At 39.0% G+C, this 21679-nt stretch carries 20 protein-coding genes; 5 read left to right on the top strand and 15 right to left on the bottom strand.

Features of this window, described 5'->3' with window-relative positions:
- Positions 1 to 254: 254 nt before the first annotated feature.
- Positions 255 to 1094 (bottom strand): CDP-diacylglycerol--serine O-phosphatidyltransferase, encoded by an 840-nt coding sequence (pssA, locus tag AC27HL_RS18845; RefSeq protein WP_487082604.1) that lies wholly within the window; start codon positions 1092 to 1094, stop codon positions 255 to 257.
- 223 nt (positions 1095 to 1317) lie between these two features.
- Between pssA and AC27HL_RS18840 the strand changes: the two genes are divergently transcribed.
- Positions 1318 to 1752: a hypothetical protein gene (locus AC27HL_RS18840; RefSeq protein ID WP_487082603.1), complete on the top strand. Its 435-nt coding sequence runs from the start codon at positions 1318 to 1320 to the stop codon at positions 1750 to 1752.
- A gap of 49 nt (positions 1753 to 1801) precedes the next feature.
- Here AC27HL_RS18840 and clpB read toward each other — a convergent pair whose 3' ends face one another.
- The 3 genes from clpB to rluD all read right to left on the bottom strand — a co-directional run bounded on the left by clpB (position 1802) and on the right by rluD (position 6338).
- A complete protein-coding gene (clpB, locus tag AC27HL_RS18835; RefSeq protein WP_487082602.1) occupies positions 1802 to 4375 on the bottom strand; it encodes an ATP-dependent chaperone ClpB in 2574 nt (857 codons plus the stop codon).
- A 171-nt stretch (positions 4376 to 4546) separates the two neighbouring features.
- Positions 4547 to 5371 carry a peptidoglycan editing factor PgeF gene (pgeF, locus tag AC27HL_RS18830; RefSeq protein WP_487082601.1) on the bottom strand — a complete coding sequence of 275 codons (825 nt, stop codon included), beginning with the start codon at positions 5369 to 5371 and terminating at the stop codon, positions 4547 to 4549.
- Positions 5361 to 6338 (bottom strand): 23S rRNA pseudouridine(1911/1915/1917) synthase RluD, encoded by a 978-nt coding sequence (gene rluD, locus AC27HL_RS18825; RefSeq protein ID WP_487082600.1) that lies wholly within the window; start codon positions 6336 to 6338, stop codon positions 5361 to 5363. Before rluD ends, pgeF begins: the two co-directional genes overlap by 11 nt.
- A gap of 178 nt (positions 6339 to 6516) precedes the next feature.
- On the opposite strand from rluD, the gene AC27HL_RS18820 reads away from it, so the two are divergent.
- Entirely contained in the window at positions 6517 to 7272 is a 756-nt protein-coding gene (locus AC27HL_RS18820; RefSeq protein WP_487082599.1) for an outer membrane protein assembly factor BamD, read from the top strand.
- 88 nt (positions 7273 to 7360) lie between these two features.
- Here AC27HL_RS18820 and glnB read toward each other — a convergent pair whose 3' ends face one another.
- The gene (gene glnB, locus AC27HL_RS18815; protein ID WP_487082598.1) at positions 7361 to 7699 is read right to left on the bottom strand and encodes a nitrogen regulatory protein P-II; all 339 of its coding nucleotides are present in this window, start codon (positions 7697 to 7699) and stop codon (positions 7361 to 7363) included.
- A 209-nt stretch (positions 7700 to 7908) separates the two neighbouring features.
- Here glnB and nadE point away from each other — a divergent pair, with 209 nt between their 5' ends.
- From nadE to AC27HL_RS18800, 3 genes are all read left to right on the top strand, one after another.
- Entirely contained in the window at positions 7909 to 8751 is an 843-nt protein-coding gene (gene nadE / locus AC27HL_RS18810; protein WP_487082597.1) for an ammonia-dependent NAD(+) synthetase, read from the top strand.
- A 78-nt stretch (positions 8752 to 8829) separates the two neighbouring features.
- Positions 8830 to 9393 carry a GspH/FimT family pseudopilin gene (locus AC27HL_RS18805; RefSeq protein ID WP_487082596.1) on the top strand — a complete coding sequence of 188 codons (564 nt, stop codon included), beginning with the start codon at positions 8830 to 8832 and terminating at the stop codon, positions 9391 to 9393.
- 82 nt (positions 9394 to 9475) lie between these two features.
- Complete coding sequence (locus AC27HL_RS18800; protein WP_487082595.1) at positions 9476 to 10069, top strand: GspH/FimT family pseudopilin; 594 nt, start codon at positions 9476 to 9478, stop codon at positions 10067 to 10069.
- Positions 10070 to 10117: 48 nt separating this feature from the next.
- On the opposite strand, the gene AC27HL_RS18795 is transcribed toward AC27HL_RS18800, so the two are convergent.
- From AC27HL_RS18795 to ileS, 10 genes are all read right to left on the bottom strand, one after another.
- A complete protein-coding gene (locus tag AC27HL_RS18795) occupies positions 10118 to 10426 on the bottom strand; it encodes a TapY2 family type IVa secretion system protein (RefSeq protein WP_487082594.1) in 309 nt (102 codons plus the stop codon).
- Positions 10427 to 10428: 2 nt separating this feature from the next.
- Positions 10429 to 10836: a type IV pilin protein gene (locus AC27HL_RS18790; protein ID WP_487082593.1), complete on the bottom strand. Its 408-nt coding sequence runs from the start codon at positions 10834 to 10836 to the stop codon at positions 10429 to 10431.
- Positions 10836 to 14363: a pilus assembly protein gene (locus tag AC27HL_RS18785; RefSeq protein ID WP_487082592.1), complete on the bottom strand. Its 3528-nt coding sequence runs from the start codon at positions 14361 to 14363 to the stop codon at positions 10836 to 10838. The genes AC27HL_RS18790 and AC27HL_RS18785 overlap by 1 nt, the downstream gene beginning before the upstream one ends.
- A 35-nt stretch (positions 14364 to 14398) precedes the next feature.
- A complete protein-coding gene (locus AC27HL_RS18780; protein ID WP_487082591.1) occupies positions 14399 to 14893 on the bottom strand; it encodes a pilus assembly PilX family protein in 495 nt (164 codons plus the stop codon).
- 26 nt (positions 14894 to 14919) lie between these two features.
- Complete coding sequence (locus tag AC27HL_RS18775; protein WP_487082590.1) at positions 14920 to 15876, bottom strand: PilW family protein; 957 nt, start codon at positions 15874 to 15876, stop codon at positions 14920 to 14922.
- A gap of 1 nt (position 15877) precedes the next feature.
- Positions 15878 to 16441 carry a type IV pilus modification protein PilV gene (pilV, locus tag AC27HL_RS18770; RefSeq protein WP_487082589.1) on the bottom strand — a complete coding sequence of 188 codons (564 nt, stop codon included), beginning with the start codon at positions 16439 to 16441 and terminating at the stop codon, positions 15878 to 15880.
- Between the two features lie 331 nt (positions 16442 to 16772).
- Positions 16773 to 17702 (bottom strand): 4-hydroxy-3-methylbut-2-enyl diphosphate reductase, encoded by a 930-nt coding sequence (ispH, locus tag AC27HL_RS18765; protein WP_487082588.1) that lies wholly within the window; start codon positions 17700 to 17702, stop codon positions 16773 to 16775.
- Positions 17703 to 17722: 20 nt separating this feature from the next.
- Positions 17723 to 18154 (bottom strand): FKBP-type peptidyl-prolyl cis-trans isomerase, encoded by a 432-nt coding sequence (fkpB, locus tag AC27HL_RS18760; RefSeq protein WP_487082587.1) that lies wholly within the window; start codon positions 18152 to 18154, stop codon positions 17723 to 17725.
- Between the two features lie 10 nt (positions 18155 to 18164).
- Positions 18165 to 18677, bottom strand: a complete 513-nt coding sequence (gene lspA / locus AC27HL_RS18755; protein WP_487082607.1) for a signal peptidase II — start codon at positions 18675 to 18677, stop codon at positions 18165 to 18167.
- Between the two features lie 123 nt (positions 18678 to 18800).
- Positions 18801 to 21638 carry an isoleucine--tRNA ligase gene (gene ileS / locus AC27HL_RS18750; protein WP_487082586.1) on the bottom strand — a complete coding sequence of 946 codons (2838 nt, stop codon included), beginning with the start codon at positions 21636 to 21638 and terminating at the stop codon, positions 18801 to 18803.
- Positions 21639 to 21679 lie beyond the last annotated feature (41 nt).

Here is a 21679-nt window from a genome sequence, read left to right as displayed (position 1 = left end):
CAACCGTTTTAAAACGTTAAGTTACCTATTAAAGCCAAAACTTTATGAGATAACTCTTTAAAACCCGCTTCTCAGGTCTCCCTGAAGAAGTGGAGCGCATTTTAGGGATTTTTGCGGCGACGTCAACCGCTAATTTCATTTAATTTACAGAAAAAGGTTTGTTTGCTTTTTATTTGTACAATCGACTTGCTTTTCTATGGTAAAAAGTAAAAAAGGCGCTAAAAGCGCCTTCTAATGACAGAAAGAAGCACTAGTTAGACTGTCTTATTATCAGAGTCTGTAGTGCTACGGGTTGATTTTTTATCATCATTATTACTTTCAGTATGAAAATCCGCATCTTCATCATCGCCAACAACATGCTCTAACTTTAACTTTTTAACCGAGCGAATGGTTGTAAAAGGGCCCGAACATGCATATAAGGCAAAGATTAATAGCAGAATATTTTCTGGACTTGAGGCAACAACAACAAATGCAAGTACGATAAGTAGTACTACAAAGAAATTAACTTTCCCCTTCCAGTCAACATCTTTAAAGCTGTTATATCTGAAGTTGCTTACCATTAACAAGCCTACCGTTATCGTAATAAGGCCAACAATAAAGCCGTATTCCTGACCATCTATTTGATACTCGCTGCCGACCCAAATTAAGCTTGCAATGACGCCAGCTGCAGCTGGGCTCGCAAGCCCTTGAAAATATCGTTTATCAGCGACTCCAACTTGAGTGTTAAAACGAGCAAGGCGCAACGCAGCGCATGCCACAAAAACGAAGGCGGCTAACCAGCCAAACTTTCCAAAACTAGACAAAGCCCAATTGTAGGCAACCAAACCTGGAGCAATACCAAATGAAACCATATCAGCCATAGAGTCATATTCAGCACCAAATTCACTTTGTGTATTTGTCATACGAGCTACCCTACCATCTAAACCATCAAATATCATGGCAATAAAAATAGCAACTGCAGCGCTGATATAATGTCCATTCATAGAAGATACAACGGCGTAGAAACCTGAAAATAATCCAGCTGTCGTTAATAAGTTAGGTAAAAGATATATTCCACGCGAAGGCGAGGTTTCATTGTTGTTTTTATCTGGCATAAATGAAATTGAAATAGGTTAATAGTTTGAATGGATAATAATTTAGCATAACTTTAAATATGAAAGGTAGACTATAAATGACTAATCACTAATAAATAGGGTAAAAGTTTGTAAACTTGGCATTCTGTTGTTATAAGATATTGTAGCTGCTAGAGTTTAATGATTAGTTAATATAGCTAAATTAATGACTAAGATCGATTTGGGACATATGGATAGGTGCATAATGAGCATTAAAAGTATTTTGCTAATTTCAACGATATTATTATCTTTTGATGGATTAAGCGCTGAAAAGTTAACGGTGTATCGCTGGATTGACGAAAATAATGTCGTTCACTTTAGTCAACACCAGCCAGCGCATGATAATTATACTGAAATTGATATGATTAATAATAAAAATGCCGCTACACAAATTGAAACAAAGGTCGCAGAACAACAAGTTCCGATCGATAAGCCCGATTTAGCAAATATTTCTTCTGAAAACACCGACAACAAAAAATGCCAAACAGCGAAGGAAAATTTGGCCACCTTACAAAACTTTGACAAAATTCAATACAAAGATGAAAACGGAAATATAAAGGTATTAAGCGATATAGAAAAGCAACAACAATTAGCAATAAATACCACACAAGCTGAAGTTTACTGTGCAGAAAATAAATAACTCAGCTAACAGTAAACTTCATATAAAATGCCTAAAGTCATTATTTACGCTATTTTATAAAACTTAAAACGTTATTTTCTAACTTAACATTAATATGATCACCACTAGAGAACTCTCCAGCTAATAGCTTCTGCGCTAATGGGTTTTCAATTTCTTGCTGAATTGAACGCTTTAAAGGCCGGGCACCAAAAACGGGATCAAAACCAACCGAGGCTACAAAAGATAATACTTCATCTGAAACTGTCATGGTTATTTCGCGCTCTTCTAATCGCTGAGTTAAAGCAGAGATTTGAATAGCCGCTATATGCTTAATTTGTTCCGCTAATAAAGGGTGGAACACTACGGTTTCATCAACTCGGTTAATAAACTCAGGCTTAAAGTGATGTCCTAATTCAGAAGTTACTTTATTTTTCATTTCTGCATATTGACTATCATCTGACAATTCTTGGATCAGATCAGAGCCAATATTTGAGGTCATAATGATCACAGTATTTTTAAAGTCTACTGTTCGCCCTTGTCCATCTGTTAGCCTGCCATCATCTAACACTTGTAGCAATATATTGAAAACATCAGGGTGTGCTTTTTCAATTTCATCTAACAAAATAACCGAATAAGGCTTACGTCTTACAGATTCTGTTAAATAGCCGCCTTCTTCATAGCCAACATAGCCTGGAGGTGCCCCCACTAAACGAGCAACAGAGTGTTTTTCCATAAATTCCGACATATCAACCCGCACTAGCGCATCTTCGCTATCAAAAAGAAAATGTGCCAAGGCTTTAGTAAGCTCTGTTTTACCAACCCCAGTGGGGCCTAGAAATAGAAATGATCCGATAGGCTGATTTGGATCTGCTAAGCCCGCTCTTGAGCGGCGAATGGCATTAGAAACAGACACCACAGCTTCCGATTGCCCAATAACACGTTTGTGTAGCTTATCTTCCATTTTAAGCAATTTATCGCTTTCACCTTCAAGCATTTTCGCCACAGGTATTCCTGTTGCCCTACTTAACACATCTGCAATTTCAACATCAGTAACCTTATTTCGTAACAAAGTCATTTCCTGCATTTCTGCTTGGGCAGCAAGGTCAAGTTGCTTTTCAAGATCGGGAATGCGGCTATATTGCAGCTCGGCCATAACATTTAAGTCACCTGCTCTTCGCGCGGCTTCTAACTCAATGCGCGCTTGCTCTAAGTCTGTTTTTATTGCTTGGCTGCCATGTAAAGCGGCTTTTTCTGTTTTCCATACTTCATCCAATTCGTCATAACTGGCTTGGCATGTTGCAATATCATCTGAAATTAAATCTAAACGTTTTCTAGATGCAGGGTCTGAGTCTTTCGACAAAGCACGTTGTTCTAACTTTAATTGAATAAGCCGACGCTCAAGTCTATCTAGGTTTTCTGGTTTTGAATCCATTTGCAAACGAATACTTGAAGCTGCTTCATCAATAAGATCAATCGCTTTATCTGGCAATTGACGGTCACTAATATAACGATGCGATAAAGCGGCTGCTGCAACAATAGCAGGATCGGTTATTTCAACATTGTGATGTAGTTCATAACGCTCTTTTAAACCACGCAATATTGCAATCGTGTCTTCAACGCTTGGTTCATCAATAAGTACTTTTTGAAAGCGTCTTTCTAGCGCTGCATCTTTTTCAATATATTGGCGGTATTCATCAAGCGTGGTAGCACCTACGCAATGTAGCTCGCCTCGAGCAAGTGCAGGCTTTAACATATTGCCGGCATCCATGGCGCCATCAGTTTTACCTGCGCCTACCATGGTATGTAATTCATCAATAAATAGAATTATCTGCCCTTCTTCTTGGGCCAGCTCACTCAGCACAGCTTTTAAACGTTCCTCAAATTCACCTCTATATTTAGCACCGGCAACTAGCGCGCCCATATCAAGAGATAATACCCGTTTGTTACGAATACCTTCAGGTACTTCATGATCAACAATTCGTTGTGCCAAGCCTTCTGCGATGGCGGTTTTACCGACACCAGGTTGACCAATTAATACCGGATTATTCTTGGTTCGACGTTGCAATACTTGTATGGTACGACGAATTTCATCATCTCGGCCAATAACAGGGTCTAGTTTGCCTAGTTCAGCTCGCTCAGTAAGATCAACGGTATATTTCTCCAAAGCTTGACGGGTTTCTTCAGCATTTACATCATCAACATTTTTTCCGCCACGTACATGTAATATTGCATCTTGCACTCGTTGTTCACTTGCGCCTAAACTTTTTAATATTTGCCCTAACTTACCTTTATCTTGCAGCGCAGCAAGTACAAAAATTTCTGACGATATATACTTGTCACCGTGCTTTTGAGAAAACTTATCGCACAAATTGAGAATATTACCCATGGTCGAAGACAGCTGTACTTCACCACCCGCACCATCAACCTGCGCTAGCTCGCCAATGGCTGCCTCTAGTTGTGTTCTTAATGCTCTAACATTAATGCCTGCGCTTTTTAATAACGGAATAATACTGCTAGCATTTTGGTTAATAAGTGCCAACATCAGGTGCACAGGCTCTATAAATTGATGATCTTTGCCTAACGCAATTGATTGAGCATCTGATATTGCCATTTGAAAAGTTTGAGTGAATCGATCTAAACGCATGAGTAGTCTCCTATTGCCATATTACTGGGCTTACATTTCAGTTACTTATGTTATAAGGACAGGGTAATAGATTTTCAAGTTAACGCGTATAATGTCTTTGACATAAAACAATATTGGCTTTTGTTTAATACTTTCAAGAATAAGCCACACCGAAAGTTTAGTGGTAGGCAGTTAAGTTAAACTAATAATACTCGCCATACGCCCTGTTCTGCCATCACGACGAAAAGAGTAATATTTATCACTTTCGGTAAAAGTACAATCACGTGAAAAGGCAATATTTTCAATACCACATTGCTTTAATTGTAGTGTAGCAATCATAACCATATCAGCTAAATACTTTGTGGTTTGGTTATGCGTTGAACAGGTATTTGTTACTGGCAGAAACGCACTAGAAAAACTCCTCGATATTTGTATAAAACTCTGCTTAACTTCCTCACCTACTTCAAATGCTTGCGGGCCAATACAGGGGCCTAACCAAGCATAAATATCGCTTACCGGTGTTTGCATTTTACTTATGGTGTTTTCAATAATTTTTCCTGCTAAAGGCCGCCAGCCAGCATGGATTGCCGCAATTTCCCGACCACTTTTATCAGCTAACAAAATAGGCAGGCAATCAGCAGTCATAATAGCTAAAGCTAAATTTTTTCTACGAGTAATGACAGCATCCGCAATAATAGCTTTTTCACTGTGCTTATCAATGTATGCAACATGGCTACCATGCACTTGCTCTAACCACTGGATATTAGTTTGTGAAGGGAAAAAGTTTACTAGTGCTTGCCGATTACGGACGACATTTTCAGCGCTGTCACCAACGTGCGCACCTAAATTAAAATCGTCAAAATCACTAGGCACTTTTTTATTAATGTTGCTATTTAAAAACTTTGCAGAAATTAATTTAGAAAGGCTAGGTGGAATACAACGCGTAGTAGAAATAGCCAACACTTTCGATGTTGGCCATTTGATCAAGTGAATATCGTCAATGGCTTTAGTAGTCACTTACGCTAATATTCTCTTTCGAGTCGATACGTAGCATATCCGTTAACGCCACCATATCCTCAGGTACATCGGCATGCCATGTCATTTGTTCACCCGTTATCGGATGAAATAGCGATAACATTGCAGCATGTAACGCTTGGCGTTTAAACTGTCGTAGCATTTCACGTAATTCTTCAGAGGCATTTTTTGGCGGACGAGGACGGCCACCATAAACAGGATCGCCAACTAGCGGGTGCGTGATATGCGCCATATGCACACGAATTTGGTGGGTACGACCGGTTTCTAATCGCAAGCGTAAACGCGTATGCAGTCTAAACTTTTCCATGACACGGTAATGAGTTACTGAAGGGCGCCCTGAAAATGTTACCGCCATATGAGTACGCTTGGTGGCATGACGACCTATTGGCTCATCAACAACTCCACCAGCAGTCATTATGCCATTCGCAATGGCTTCATACTCTCGGGTAATTTCTCTAGCTTGTAATGACTCAACGAGGTTAGTTTGCGCAGCAATGGTTTTAGCGACCACCATTAAACCAGTAGTATCTTTATCTAATCGGTGAACAATCCCTGCTCGCGGCACCACGTCTAACTGTGGGCAATGGTGTAACAAAGCATTTAACACTGTACCATCAGGATTACCTGCACCAGGGTGCACAACTAAACCAGCGGGTTTATTAATCACTAAAATATCATCATCTTCATAAACAATATTTAACGGAATATCTTGAGCCTCAAAGCGAATTTCGGCTTCTATTTCTGTGTTGATGGCAATTTGCTCACCACCAAACATTTTTTCACGTGCCTTATCTACGACTTGGCCATTCACCGTAACGTGACCTGCTAAAATCCATTCTTTTAAACGTGAACGTGAATATTCAGGGAACATCTCAGCCAAAGTCTGGTCGAAACGTTTACCTAAACATGATTCGGGAACTGTATCCCGGTGTTGAATTATCTCAGCCATTAAACTCTCTATTAATTAGCACTGTGCAAGGCATGATTGCTAGGTTAGAATGCCAGTTACTTATTTTACCTTTTTGCAGCAGCAATTACATTAAGTAATTACATTAAGTAGTTATAGCGGTGAAGAAGAGATTTATTTTAACTAAAACAAAGTAGTGATATTGAAGTCTATGGAAAAAATGACAATAAGAATAATGTGCCTAACATTAATGTTAGGTTTAACTGCCTGTTCTGGCACAAGTGAAAAAGAAATTGAAAAGGTGCCAGACAAGTCAGCTCAAGCATTATTTTCCGATGCTCGACAATCTTTGGACAACGGTTTATACCAAAAAGCAATTCAAATACTGTCAGCAATTGATTCTCGCTTTCCATATGGTCCTATTTCGCATCAAGTGCAATTAGACTTGATTTACGCATATTACAAAAGTGGTGATGCAGCACAAGGTATTGCCTTAACCGATCGATTTTTACGATTAAATCCTACCCATGCCAATTTAGACTATGTGTACTATATGCGTGCACTAATCAATATCGCCACGCAAGAAAACTTATTCCAAGACTTGGCCGGGATTGACCGCTCAGATAGAGATCCAACAGCTGCAAGGGATGCGTTTAAAGATTTAAAAACAATTTTGGAAAAATACCCTGAAAGTAAATACGCTGCTGATGCTCGTCAGCGCATGATAGGTATTAAGTCTCGTTTAGCGAAATATGAATTAGCCGTTGCTCGTTACTATTTAAAACGTGAAGCTTACGTTTCATCGGCTAACCGAGGTAAATATATTGTTGAATACTTCTCTCCAAGTCCAGAAACAGAGCAAGCTCTTGAAATAATGATCATTTGTTATGGTAAACTTGGTTTAGAAGATTTACGCATCAACGCAAAACAAGTGTTGGCTGCAAACTACCCTAACAACCCATTAGTGGCAAATTAGTTGGTTGGTTAATTTAGTTTAGCTTTTTATAAAACTGAAAATAAAAATACCAGCAAATGCTGGTATTTTTTTGCTTATACAGGACGATTTAAATAGCTTCTGCGTCTTCTTCACCCGTTCGAATTCGAATCACACGTTCAACATCGGTAATAAAAATTTTACCATCACCAATTTTTCCGGTCTGGGCAGTTTCAAGTATTGTATTTACGCAGCGTTCTACATTCTCTTTTGACACAACAATTTCAAGCTTCACTTTCGGCAAAAAATCTACCATATATTCCGCACCACGATAAAGCTCGGTGTGACCTTTTTGTCTTCCGAATCCTTTAACCTCAGACACCGTCATACCGTTGACACCAATTTCGCCAAGAGCTTCACGAACGTCGTCCATTTTAAAAGGTTTGATTATCGCTTCTATCTTTTTCATCTTTACAGCCTGTAGGTTGATTTGAGAATTTGAACACCATTGAAACCGTATTATCACCCTTAGTCGTACTTAATATCAACACATCATAAAAATTAAACAGCGCTTCAATAGAGCAAAAATTCTATTCAAGCGAAGAGTTTGTTACACTAGCGTTAAACACTTCTCGTTAATGTAACTTACTAAAGTAAGCCATACCAAAAGGAAAAAGAATGAACCCGCAAGCAATTATCGATGAAATGAAAGTTCTGCCTGAAATTGATACCCGCTTCGAAATAAACCGCCGTGTTGACTTCATCAAAAATCAGTTAGTACGTTCAGGTTTAAAAACATTGGTATTAGGCATTAGTGGTGGTGTAGATTCGTCAACATGTGGTCGTTTAGCACAACTGGCCGTGGACTCGCTTAATCAAGAACAAGAATCAACTGAGCAAGCTTATCAGTTTATTGCCGTACGATTACCTTTTGATATACAAGCAGATGAAGACGATGCCCAATTAGCATTAAAATTTATCAATCCAAGCCATTGCCTAACCACCAATATATTTGCCGGCGCAGAAGGTATTCACAATGAAACGCTACAAGCATTAACTAGTGCTGGGCTTAATTCGGCAAGCGATGCTCAAATAGATTTTTCTAAAGGTAACGTAAAAGCAAGAACTCGTATGGTAATGCAATACCATATCGCTGGAATATTAGGTGGATTAGTGCTTGGTACCGATCATTCCGCAGAAAATATTACCGGATTTTTTACCAAGTGGGGTGACGGAGCTTGTGACATTGCACCACTTTTTGGTTTATCAAAAAGGCAAGTAAAGCAAGTTGCGACTGAGCTAGGTGCTCCAGATCAGCTCGTAGCGAAAGCGCCAACAGCAGACTTAGAAGAGCTTTCACCTGGCAAGAAAGATGAAGACGCACTAGGTCTCAGTTACGAGCAACTTGACGATTTTCTTGAGGGTAAAAATACCGATAAAATTGTAGAAGAAAAAGTAATAGCTATCTATTTGAAAACTCAACATAAGCGTAATCCAATCCCAACAATATACGAAAATTAAGTTTTTCACCTTGGAAAAATCCAATATTTTTGACTATACCTAGCAGTGCTAAATACTCTCAACTAAGGAATGGTTGTTATGTCAAAGTATATTGGATTTACCATCATTGAAATATTAATTTCATTGGCAATAATATTAAGTTTAATTTCTATCGGAATACCCAGTTTAAATAACTTTCTTGTATCTAGCCGCGTTGACAGTGAAATTGTATCATTGCAACGCTTATTATTGATTGCGAGAAATGCAGCGCTTACCAACAACAGCAAAGTTACGCTTTGTCCTCTTGATAGCCAAAGCCGATGTACCAATCTATGGCAAGACAAGATTAGTGTTTTCATTGATATAAATAACAATAAAGTTTTCGAGCCCAATTTAAGCGAAAAAATAATCGCCCAGAAATCAGCCATAAAGCTTGGCGACAAATTACAATATGGTAAAACCCGCATCGGACTCACCTATGCTTCAACAGGCCATTTATCAGGTTGGGGACAAAATGCCACATTTAGTTATTGCCCTGAAAACCATAGCGACAAGAATAGGGGGATTGTTGTCGCACCATCCGGTAGAAGCTACATTAGCGCAACAAACAAAAGTAATACTGCAAATATTAGACGAACCGGAAAGAAAATAGCTTGTAGTTGACTCAGATAACACCATATTTTTCTAGCTGTTAACAATTATCAATGCTATAAATTAACTAATTGCAGTTTACTTGGCTGATGTTATGCCTAAATCAAAAATCAACTTATATAGCACTAAATTGCCTGGTAAAGGCTTTACTATTACTGAATTACTGATAGGTATTGGAATTGTTGGTTTACTTACAGCAATAGCTGCACCGAGCCTTAGCGAGTATATGGTGCAGTCACGTGTTGACAATGAAATTAGCGAATTGCATCGATTAATACTTACAGCAAGAAACACTGCTATTAACAGCGGTAAAAATGTAACAATATGTCCATTAACAGGCGCTAACTGCGGCACTAATTGGCATAATGAGTTGAGTGTTTTTTCAAATAGCGATAATACTCTTACGAATAATAAGAGTTATGACAGTAGCAATGAAGAATTAATAAAAATTAAAGCTAAAGCCGAAAGCAATGACAGCTTAAAATTCAGCCAAAACATCATTATTTTTTCCCCTACTGGCCGTTTGGTCTCTGGTGGCAATGGAAGCTTTAGCTATTGTCCTAAAAATCATAGCGATCTTTCACGAGGATTAGAGGTTTCCTTATCAGGGCGAGTATATGCAACGTCAGATACCGATAATGATAGCAAAGATGAAAAGAGAGATGGTAGCGAGATCAGCTGTAGCTAAGCAGCCGACCTCATATCATTAAAACTTATAGAAGTTGACGTGCTAAACTTATCTCGGATACTTGGCAAATAAATTTCTTGCCTGAATAGAACTAAACGAATTTTCTAATTTTACGCATTCAAATACTTTGTATACTTGTTGCTTTTCATTAGAATAAACCGTGTGTATTTTCCTATTAGCCAAGCGCTCAGACAATTTGTTGAAATGACTTTCTTTCACAGTCGCTAAATAAATAGTTTGCTGACCACCAAATAATTCCACATGACATTTTACGTCTATTTTTTTTGTACTTGCCGCATTGCTAGAAAAACTAAAGCATAAAATACATAGTAGCGCTAAGGTTATTAGTTTGATCATTTTTATTGCTCCCAACATGTACTTGCAGGTAACTTTGCACCAGTATCACTAACTGAAAGCTTAGGGCAACTACTGTCATTAGATTTTTGTGGTTCTAAAGCGGTTGCAGTCAAAACAAAGCCACCATCAGCTAATGCGGCATCAATGCTATAATAGCCATTATCACTAATAAATGGATCTTTATTTAACCCTAATTTTTTCATATCGTCAGTGTAGCTACGACTGTCTACATAGTACTGTTCCTGTAAATTTGCAATTCTCAGTAGCTCTCGCTGAGCTTCAGTTCTATTAGAACGAGCAACAAAGTCGGTATATGCCGGAAATGCTACCGCACCAAGAATTGCCACTATTGCAACCGTAATTAATAATTCAACAAGCGTAAAACCTGAACTTTGTTTTAAAGTAATCACTATTGTTCCTCACTAATATATAAATACGTTCGCATAGTTTGTAATGTAAAACCAACGGGTATAATTTTTCGGCCAACAATAATATTACCTACTGCATCATCATCGGTTTCTGGATCACCGTCATCATCAGGTACAACAATCAAGGTCGGAGCACCGAGAAATTGCTCACTAATTTCTGTACTCACTTCTGGTTCAGCATCAGGATTATCTTCATCCCAATTATACACTGTTGTGCCTAACGCTAAATCAACTGCGTACAAGAGCCCTTTACCATTGGGTTGTTCACAATGAACAATATCAGGATCCAAGTTAGGTGGAATGAAAGTAGTAAAATACACAATCCCATTAATTACTATCGCTTCAGCTGAACTTTTTTCTCCACTATTGGTTAAGCTAAAATACCAACCAGACTTTTTACTTACAGCAATTTCAAGAGATTCCCGCTGTTGGGTTGTCATTTCCTGCTCAAATGGGTTGTCTGTATAATCATAAAGATCTGTCTTAACTAAGGCAGTCGGCGCCCGAGGTGTTGCATTGGCATAAAACGATTGCGTCTTAATATGCTCATCTTTAATCATAAAGAAAGTATCATTAGTATCTGTGCCAATAGGGTTTGACCTATCACCACTACCAATAAGTACCGCATCATAGGGTTTTTCTTGATGGCTAACTATTTTTGTCGTTTGACCATCAACGTCAGTAACTTCAGTTTCAATTGTTTCAGAAATAAATGTTCGCACAATTGAAGGTTCATTAAAGAAACGTAAATCAGCGGCATTGGTAGTGCCTCCTAAATTTGCTAATTTAAATACAGTCCACGGATCTTCATTATCATTAGGGTCATCACTTGGCATATCAACGCGCCAAACACTACCACCTGTATCACCAACATATAACCTATCTGTTAGACCATCACCATCACTATCGAGAGTTCCAATACTTGAAGGAATACTGTCATTACCAGGGAAAACTGTTGACGCATTTTCAGGTGCTAAACTCCACTTTAGTGTTCCTGTTGCGGCATCTACCATATATATGGCTCGGCCTTTATCATCATCCGCCCCAACACTTAAGTTATCTTTAGCAGCATCATAGCCTCCGCCAAAAAATAAAACGGGATTTGCAACGGCATTTTCTCCAGTTCCTGAAACATTTAGCTTAGAATATCCTACCTTAGGGCGCGACCAAGATTGACCAAGCTGCGAAAACCCTGTTGTTGTTGCATCTAAGTGCCATAATTTACTGGGCGAGGATGGGTTGCTTATATCTAGCGCATAATAAGACGTACCACCTCGACGTAAGCCAAAGAAAACCCAAACTTTATCTGTACCATTAATAACGCCATCACCATTTTTATCTAGGGTATAAGACGTTATTGAACCATCAATTCCATACACTTTATCAGCTGTTGAATAGTTTTCTCTTAAAGGCTTTATATTCTTAAAAAATTCTTTAGGCATAAACGCCCAAGTTTCATCTACCGTTGCTCCTTTATCTTCAAACATGTGTAAAGCACCAGCATTAGTGCCAATAACTACTCGTATACTATCGCCATAGTTAATAACTAACGGCTTAGAGTGTAAAGGGTCAGCAAAAACATCGGGACGCATTGTCGGGATAGTGTCATCCTCGGATTTAACATTATCAACATTTTTCCCCATGGCCCAGTTTAAGTATGCGTCTATATCATCCTCATGCACATCCATCTCTGTAGCAAGCTCAGAGCTACCGCCAAACGATGTTTCTGCTTGATTTTTAGTCAACAAGGCGAGCGCACCTTCTGTACCAATATCGCTGTAAATCACCCTATCGGTTTTGTTGCGTAACATTTCTGCAACTCCACCTTCGCCTACGGTGTCACCGTCTTTTGAATTGTCAGGAGACCAAAAACTAGTAACATCCTCTGAAAAGTGCCCACTTTCATCATCTAAGGCGGGCTTACCATGTTTCCCAACTTGCTTACTATTTGACACTTTGTATTTTTTAACATTTCCCTGCCAACGCGGACCATTTTCCGGCTGAAACATCGCATAATAAACAGAGTTAAGAGTTTCGGTTCGATCAAAGTTATTTGCCGCCACAGAGGCCGACGTCAAACTGTCATTACTAGGCTCTAAGTTCTCTAACGCATTTAATAGTGCTGCCGTTAACTGAACGCTGTCTTCTGCACGGTAATACGCCCCACCACCAAGTTTAGCGGCTTCTTTTAAAAGAGGAGCAGCATCATCAGCCCCCTCGCTAAAGCCAATGGTATAGGTTTCTACTGTTTGTTTACCTTCTAAATTAGTATTGATATCGTTTTCGTACATCCACTCGGCAACAGCGGCCAAATAATTGCCACTGAATTTTGAACCACTAAAATTAATTGTCTTGCCATCTTCTACTGTTGATAAGGCTGTAATTTTACTATCTGCACCATTATCATATGTTGGAGCACCATCGGTAATTAAAATAACAAAAGCTTTGCTACTACAAGAGTTAAAGGGCGTTAAATATTTTCCACCACTTTCAATACTTGTATCCCGAGGAGGTTTATTTTTTGTGTAGGAGTTTCCTTGGCTTTCGTCATCATCGCCAAATATAACGTTTTTACCAGAAAAGTACTGCTGTGCTTCAAATAATGTTTCACATAATGGTGTCCATGTTTGAGCCGATAGCTGATTGTTTACAATATCTAAAAATACAGTTTCACTGGTATCAGTCATATCTTGAATACCAAAAACTACACGACCACCATTAGGATCAGTTGCGGCATCACCATCATCATAATTGAAAATTTGCAAGCCAAAATCTATTGATGGAGCCGCTTTAACGACTTTAGTGATACTATCCTTAGCAATGTCCATTCGACTTTTTAACGTTTGCGCAATATCTTCACCATGATGCCATCTTAAGTAATTATCAGTGTATAATGTGACTAACTCACCTGACCACTCAACATTAGAGGCAACAATATCTGTGGTGTGATAAACAGGATTTTTTTTATTGCCAGCATAATTTATAGGGTAGCCAGCGGGCAAAGAATCTATATTGGTTGGATCTGCCGCTAAAACATCATCTTCACAATCAATAATCTCAATATTCGCACCATTGTTATCAGGAATTTCATTCCAACTACCGGTGTTCCCTTTAATACTGTACTCACGAATATGACCGGTATAAAATCCTGTTTCTGCTAAAATATTTCTAGCCGTTTCGCAGCTATTAATTTCATCTAAAAATCGGCGGGATTCATTATTTTTATCTGGAACAGGTAGACCTACGCCATCTGCACCACCTTTAGTAAAGTAAACAAAGCGTTCATCTAAAGAGTTATCACTACCGAGTGCTGGATAGGTTACCGTAGGATCATAGTCCTCATTCACGGAAAGCTCAGTGCCCATACTGCCTGAATTATCAAAAATAATTAGCACTTGTGTTTTCTTGCCAGCAAGCTTTACTGCTTCACTAACATAAAGCTCTATATCTTCACTAAAAGATGCTGCCGATATAAATAGTAGCAGACATATAGTCAAAATCTTTTTCATTACTTTACTCCAGTATCTAACGATAATACCAAGTTCTATCTCAGTAGTTGTTGGGCAACCCCTGTATTAACCTCAACTTCATTGGTATTTGTTCGTCCATATTTACGAACTACCTGCACACGTAAAACATTGCAAGTGAAAACCTGGGCAGATGAAGCAGATCTGGAGTGGGGGCAATCTGGTTCAAGCTCAAGGTCATTATTGGCAACTTCAATGCTTGCCGTGGTGTTACTATTTGAATTAGTAATAGTTAAAGTGTCCGTGACACTGCTATAACTTGCATCCTTAAACTTAACCATAGGTGATGCAAACTTGTTGTTGCCAGTTCCGCCATTAACTTGCCTAAATACAGCTTCGTCACTCGCACTTATAGCTTCTTGTGTAGCCACAACTTTATCTTCGCTCGCGCCTGACATTTTCATGTCTGTCGTCGTATTTTGCATCAACGCGCCAGCAACTGCGGTCAAGGCAATTAAAAATACCAATGAAACAATTAATACAACTCCTTTTTGATAATGCATCAAATTCATATTACTTTTGCACCTGTAACTTTTGTTTACCATGAGTCAACTCCTGCATTGTATAAAGTCACCGTTGAATTGAATAACAGACGCCTGTAATTATCGTTAAAGGTTACATCTAAATCGCCTAAGCTATAGGTATTTGTATTAGTATATTTGTTATCTGGTAAAATGCTACGTGCAAGAACATAAACGCGAACGGCCAAAATTCTACTATCATTGCCGTTATTCCATAGCACATCAGTCATATTGTCGGCAGAAATAAAGCTGTCAACAATGCCATAACCTGCGGTTCCCTCAGCGTCTGTGTCGATTCCATACATAAATCGAATTTGTTCGATGCCGTCGATAATCGGATCAAAAGTCATACTGGTTGTTAATCGCCCTTGCATCAGCACAGGAACAGTATTATCGCCTTGGCTTTCTTCTCTGACATAGTAAACATGGTGCTGATATTCCCAAACTTGGCTGTTATTAACCTCAGGAATTGTTGTGCCTGTAAAAACTTCTGCTTCGCTTAGGTTGGCAATAATAAAATAATTGTCATTAGTTGTACTGGTAACTGAGTTCGAAATTGCCCGCTTTAACTGCAGAACATCAGAGTTGGTTTTAGCATCATCTATACAACCCATAATCGATTTATTAGTAACAGTTTGCCCCCAGATAGTTCTAAAATGCCCAACTGCAGTTGGAAATGTACCATTATTTAAACCTTCGCCTGAGCATTCATTCAATGGCGCGCCTGGTACCGAATTTAACATGGACAAGTCTAGTGCCCCTGCATAATCCCCCCAGAAATTTTGTCTTAAAAGGTCATAACTAATAATACTTAGTGCAAAACGACCATTCTCTTGAAGCTCTCCATATGTTGCCGTCTCTTCAGTAGTGGTTTTCATACCAACAAAAACACTGAGCACACCAGCAAATAACGCCAAACCAACAGCAAGCGAGATAAAGATTTCTACAATAGTAAAACCGTGTTGATTTTTCATATTAGTTTATAAATGCCTCAACGATAACTTGCCTACGTTTACTACCAGCAGTTCCACAAGTACTTTTTTTTGCATCGGCAATTTCAGTACGCCCTTCCCAACTAATAACAACAGTTACAGCATTAAGATTATGACTAATACAGCCCCTGACCCCAACTAAGCCAGCTAAATTATTGCCATCGTTAACAACATTAGCCCCCATAAGTGACGATTCCCACTCATATTGATCATTAATAACCATCTCTACAGCACTGCATATTCCTGCTACAGAAGTACAGCGTTTATCTGGTACATCATTCAATGTTTCACCATAATCAGTACCCGCATAACTGGCTAATGCTGTTGAATCATTACTACGCATGCGCTCAATAATATCTTGCGCCAAAGCCGATGCAACAGAGCGTTGCATAGCATCAAAACTGCCTTTTTTGGCTGATGCTTGCATTGCTACCGCTCCAAGAATGCCAGTAACTAAAATAAATACCGCGACTAGAACTTCTATAAAAGTAAGCCCTTTATTAAATTTGGGCTTTTGTGAGTTTTTAAGTGAGGATAATCTATTCAATATTTAATCTCCCTTTAAATACTAAATACAGATAAGTGCTAGGCAAGAATAGCAACTGAACAGCTTTTATTAAAAATAAATAAGCAACAATAAACAAAAAGACACACTTATATGCTATGCCATAAGCACTATAAATATTTATTCTATATGTGTTAAAAATCACCCGAGTGAACAGCATTAACCCATACCTTATTCATTACTTCTACAGATAACTTTACTTAAAAAGCACTATTATCTGCAGAGTTTATCGATAAACTTGTGAACTTAGTCAATTCCGCATATTAAAAGATTCGTTGAACATCGTAAATTACAAATATCGCTTTACTTTAGATTAGCGCAATTCTATCGGCACCGCAAATACCGTGTTTTCTTCACGCCCTGGGTATTCAACCACTTCTTTACCGCCAAGTGACTTTAATTCACTAATGACTTGTTGTACCAATATAGCTGGGGCTGAAGCGCCTGCGGTAACACCAACTTTTGAAATGTTATTTAACCATTTGGTATCAATATCTGCAGCAGTATCTATCAAATAGGATGTGGTACCTATTTTTTCCGCCAATTCTCGAAGTCGATTTGAATTAGAGCTATTTTTAGCTCCAACAACTAACAGTAACTCAACTTGCTCAGCAATTGATCTTACTGCATCTTGACGATTTTGCGTGGCATAACAAATATCATCTTTACGTGGGCCTTGAATCTCTGGAAATTTCTTTCTCAGTGCATCAATAACATCACTGGTATCATCAACCGATAAAGTGGTTTGGCTACAATAGTAAAGTTTCTCCGGATTTTTCACTTCTAGTGTGCAAACATCCTCAGCCGACTCAACTAAGTAAATTCCGCCGTCCGTACTTTCATATTGCCCCATAGTGCCTTCAACTTCAGGATGGCCAGCATGGCCAATTAAAATACACTCAATATTTTTACGACTAGTTCGTGATACTTCCATATGCACTTTAGTCACTAACGGGCAAGTGGCATCAAAAACTTTTAAGCCACGTTCTTTGGCTTCATTACGCACGGCCTTTGAAACGCCATGAGCACTAAAAATTACCGTGCTGTCGTCAGGCACTTCGACAAGTTCATCGACAAATACCGCGCCACGGTCTTTTAGGCCGTTTACCACAAACTTGTTATGTACCACTTCATGACGCACGTAAATCGGAGCTTCAAATAAATCAAGTGCTCGGTCAACAATGCTTATGGCTCGGTCAACGCCGGCACAAAAACCACGCGGATTCGCTAAAATAATTTCCATTTGATACCTGCCGTTATTCGCTAATTAACTTCAATAACATCTATGACGAAAGTAACCTCTTGACCAGCCAAAGGATGGTTAAAGTCAACGGTCACCGAACTACCTGTCACATCTTTTATCATACCTGGCAATTCGCCACCTGGTTGGCTAAAAGTAATAATATTACCCACTTTTGCTGGTGCTTCTTCACTGAACTTACTGATATCCATATAGTGGATATTTTCTGGTAAAGGTTCACCAAATGCATCTGCTGCCGCCAATGTAAACTCTTTACTGTCACCCGCTTTCATACCAACTAATTGCGCTTCAAATGCTGGAGAAATACTAGCATCACCCATAATGATTTTTGCCGGTTTTTTATTTACTTTGGTGCTATCCGCAGCTGAGCCATCTGATAACTTCATGGTGATATGGGCAATAATTTCAGAAGAAGTAGTTACTAAATTTGTCATAAGGTTCTCTTTAAGAATTAATCTTTTTTACATTGTTATTCGGCTCACCATTTTTAAATGAATCGAAAATCATCAAAGCGGCACCAATAAAAATCATCGAGTCGGCAATATTAAACGCTGGAAAGTGATAACCAAAACCATAAAAATCTAGAAAGTCGATAACATAACCAAATAATACGCGATCGATCAAATTACCAACTGCACCACTTAGCATTAATGCGAATGCTACCGATAACAATGATTGTTGCTTCGGTGTTTTAGCTAACCAAACAATAAAAACAATACTTGCAATGGCGGCAATGGCAGTGAAAAACCAACGTTGCCAACCACCTTGGTCGGCTAAAAAGCTAAATGCAGCACCCGGGTTATGAACATATGTAATGTTAAAAAAAGGCAATATATCAATAGATTGATACAAGTCCATGTTGGTGGCAACGAATTGCTTTGTTACTTGGTCGGCAACTAAACAAATAATCGTTAACCAAAGCCAACGTAATCCAGTTTCCGTAAATAAACTCTTCATAAATATATAACTTCTCTTTGCTAAGCCTTCAACGCTCATTCTATTCTGCTAATAACTAGAAAACGTGCAGACTCTAGACAAGTGCTGCACGTTTTATTATTACTTCTTTAACCACAACCAGTGTTAAGCAAATTGCCGTACTTCGCCTTCGCCATCAACGTTAGTAATACAGCGACCACAAAGCTCTGGATGTTGCTCACTTTGACCAATATCTTCAGTAACGTGCCAACAACGATCACACTTAGCACCTTCTGCTGGAGCAACGGTTAACCACAAACCTTCAACATCAGTTGTTAGTGTATCTGCTGGTGCACATTCAACTATTTCAACGGTCGCTTTAGAAGTGATCAGTACAAAACGTAACTCTTCACTTAATTGTTGAATTTTTTCAGCCAACTCAGCTCGAGCATATAAAGTAACTGCGGCTTCAAGCGCCTTACCTACTTGCTTTTCTTTACGGGCGTTTTCTAACGCTTTGTTTACTTCTGTACGAACAAGTAAAATGTCGTTCCAGTAGCCATTATCTAAAGCGCTGGTAGTTGCTGTATTTGGTAAACCGTCAAACCACACACCAGTGAAAACGAATTCTTCACGCGCCTCTCCTGCTGGTGTTGGCAGTGCTTGCCAAATTTCCTGAGCGGTAAACGACAAAATAGGTGCCATCCAACGTGTCATTGCCTCTGCAATTAAATACATAGCAGTTTGACAAGAACGTCGCGCAACACTGTCTTCTTTCGCTGTGTATTGACGGTCTTTAATAATATCTAAGTAAAAGCCACCAAGCTCAGTAGTACAGAAGTTCATTAACTTGTGTACTACAACATGAAATTCATACTCATCATAAGCGGCAACAATCTCTGCTTGTAATTGTGCAGCTTTATCTACTGCCCAACGATCAAGTGCCACCATATCATCAAAAGCAATTGAATCTGTTTTCGGATCAAAGCCATTAAGATTTGATAGTAAAAAGCGTGAAGTATTACGAATTCGACGATACGCATCGGCTTGACGCTTAAAGATTTCATCACCGGCGGTAATTTCTTGCGTATAATTCACGGAAGCAGTCCACAAGCGTAAAATATCAGCACCTAAAGTATTAGTAATTTCTTTTGGCGTGATAACATTGCCTAATGACTTAGACATTTTATGACCTTTAGCGTCAACCACAAAACCATGAGTTAACACTTGCTTATATGGTGCTTGGCTGGTCATAGCCACTGATGAGATCATTGACGACATAAACCAACCTCGATGTTGATCTGAACCTTCAAGGTATAAATCAGCAATACCGTCAAATTCTTCACGGGCATTAACCACAGAATAATGGGTTGTGCCTGAGTCAAACCAAACATCAAGCGTATCAGCCACTTTAACGTATTCTTGTGCATCATCACCAATCAGCTCAGCTGCTTCTAAATCAAACCATGCTTGAATGCCTTTCTCTTCAACACGCTTAGCTACAACTTCAATTAACTCAATGCTGCGAGGATGCAATGCGCCGGTATCTTTATGGATGAATAATGCCATAGGTACCCCCCAAGTACGCTGGCGTGAAATACACCAATCAGGGCGACCTTCAACCATAGATTCAATACGGCGTTGACCCCAATCTGGGATCCACTGTGTTTTTTCAATTTCGTTAAGCGAGTCTTTACGCAAGCCTTTGTTGTCCATGCTAATAAACCACTGAGGCGTTGCACGAAAAATTAGTGGCGTTTTATGGCGCCAGCAATGTGGGTAAGAATGTTCTAGTGCATGATGATGCGCTAGCTTGCCATGTTCTTTTAAGGTTTCAACCACATTGGCATTAGCTTTAAATACATGCTGGCCAGCAAATAATTCTGTGCTTTCTAGGTAAACACCGTTTGCACCAACAGGATTAGCCACTTCTAAATTATAAAGTTTGCCAACCTCGAAATCTTCAACACCATGGCCAGGTGCGGTATGTACACAACCGGTACCTGAATCCGTGGTTACATGCTCACCTAGAATAACCGGCACGGTAAAGTCATAAAATGGGTGTTGAAGTTGTACTAAATCTAATTCAGCACCTTTACAAAAACCTAATGCGTGATATTTCGTAATACCAAAACGGTCCATACATGAAGTAACAAGATCTGACGCTAAAATTAAGCGCTCTTTGCCCTGTTCTGTTTCACATTGTACTAAGGTATATTCAACATCAGCATGTAATGAAACCGCACGGTTTGCTGGCAAAGTCCACGGCGTTGTCGTCCAAATAACAACAGAAATTTCACCTTCACCTTGATGGTTTTCTGGGTGATCAAACTTATCAGCAATACTTTGCTCTACAACGGTAAATTTCACATCAATGGCTGGTGATTGCTTATCTTTGTATTCCACTTCTGCTTCAGCTAAAGATGAGCCACAATCCGTACACCAATGCACAGGTTTAAAGCCTTGATGTAAATGACCATTTTCTGCAATTTTACCTAGTGAGCGGATAATATTAGCTTCAGTGTCAAAGTCCATAGTGCGATATGGCTTATCCCAATCTGCAAAAACGCCTAAACGCTTAAAGTCTTCACGTTGGCCATCAACTTGTTTCGCAGCATATTCACGACACTTTTCACGAAAAACACTCGCCGATACCTTATGCCCTGGTTTACCGACTTTTTTCTCTACCATTAATTCAATAGGTAAGCCGTGACAATCCCACCCTGGCACATAGGGTGCGTTAAAGTCAGATAAGGTTTTCGCTTTAATGATGATGTCTTTAAGGATTTTATTAACCGCGTGACCAATATGAATATTGCCATTTGCATACGGAGGGCCGTCATGCAAAATAAATGATTTTTTACCTTTTTTAGCCGCACGAATTTGGCCGTATAAATCTTTTTCAGCCCATTCTTTTAGCATATTCGGTTCACGATTCGCCATATTTCCTTTCATCGCAAAAGAAGTTGCTGGCAAATTTAGGGTTTGTTTGTAATCACTCATTAAAATAAATATCCGTTGTCGTAGTCACTAAAGCGTCGGTT

The organism is Colwellia aquaemaris (assembly GCF_057548755.1).
Note: the sequence above shows the minus strand (reverse complement) of the source record. Positions and strands in the feature narration are given on the sequence as shown.

Bases quoted from the DNA above. Each gene is read 5' to 3' on its own strand.
- pssA (WP_487082604.1), bottom strand. From the start codon at position 1,094: ATGCCAGATAAAAACAACAATGAAACCTCGCCTTCGCGTGGAATATAT.
- AC27HL_RS18840 (WP_487082603.1), top strand. From the start codon at position 1,318: ATGAGCATTAAAAGTATTTTGCTAATTTCAACGATATTATTATCTTTT.
- clpB (WP_487082602.1), bottom strand. From the start codon at position 4,375: ATGCGTTTAGATCGATTCACTCAAACTTTTCAAATGGCAATATCAGAT.
- rluD (WP_487082600.1), bottom strand. From the start codon at position 6,338: ATGGCTGAGATAATTCAACACCGGGATACAGTTCCCGAATCATGTTTA.
- AC27HL_RS18820 (WP_487082599.1), top strand. From the start codon at position 6,517: ATGACAATAAGAATAATGTGCCTAACATTAATGTTAGGTTTAACTGCC.
- glnB (WP_487082598.1), bottom strand. From the start codon at position 7,699: ATGAAAAAGATAGAAGCGATAATCAAACCTTTTAAAATGGACGACGTT.
- nadE (WP_487082597.1), top strand. From the start codon at position 7,909: ATGAACCCGCAAGCAATTATCGATGAAATGAAAGTTCTGCCTGAAATT.
- AC27HL_RS18805 (WP_487082596.1), top strand. From the start codon at position 8,830: ATGTCAAAGTATATTGGATTTACCATCATTGAAATATTAATTTCATTG.
- AC27HL_RS18800 (WP_487082595.1), top strand. From the start codon at position 9,476: ATGCCTAAATCAAAAATCAACTTATATAGCACTAAATTGCCTGGTAAA.
- AC27HL_RS18795 (WP_487082594.1), bottom strand. From the start codon at position 10,426: ATGATCAAACTAATAACCTTAGCGCTACTATGTATTTTATGCTTTAGT.
- AC27HL_RS18785 (WP_487082592.1), bottom strand. From the start codon at position 14,363: ATGAAAAAGATTTTGACTATATGTCTGCTACTATTTATATCGGCAGCA.
- AC27HL_RS18780 (WP_487082591.1), bottom strand. From the start codon at position 14,893: ATGAATTTGATGCATTATCAAAAAGGAGTTGTATTAATTGTTTCATTG.
- AC27HL_RS18775 (WP_487082590.1), bottom strand. From the start codon at position 15,876: ATGAAAAATCAACACGGTTTTACTATTGTAGAAATCTTTATCTCGCTT.
- ispH (WP_487082588.1), bottom strand. From the start codon at position 17,702: ATGGAAATTATTTTAGCGAATCCGCGTGGTTTTTGTGCCGGCGTTGAC.
- fkpB (WP_487082587.1), bottom strand. From the start codon at position 18,154: ATGACAAATTTAGTAACTACTTCTTCTGAAATTATTGCCCATATCACC.
- lspA (WP_487082607.1), bottom strand. From the start codon at position 18,677: ATGAAGAGTTTATTTACGGAAACTGGATTACGTTGGCTTTGGTTAACG.
- ileS (WP_487082586.1), bottom strand. From the start codon at position 21,638: ATGAGTGATTACAAACAAACCCTAAATTTGCCAGCAACTTCTTTTGCG.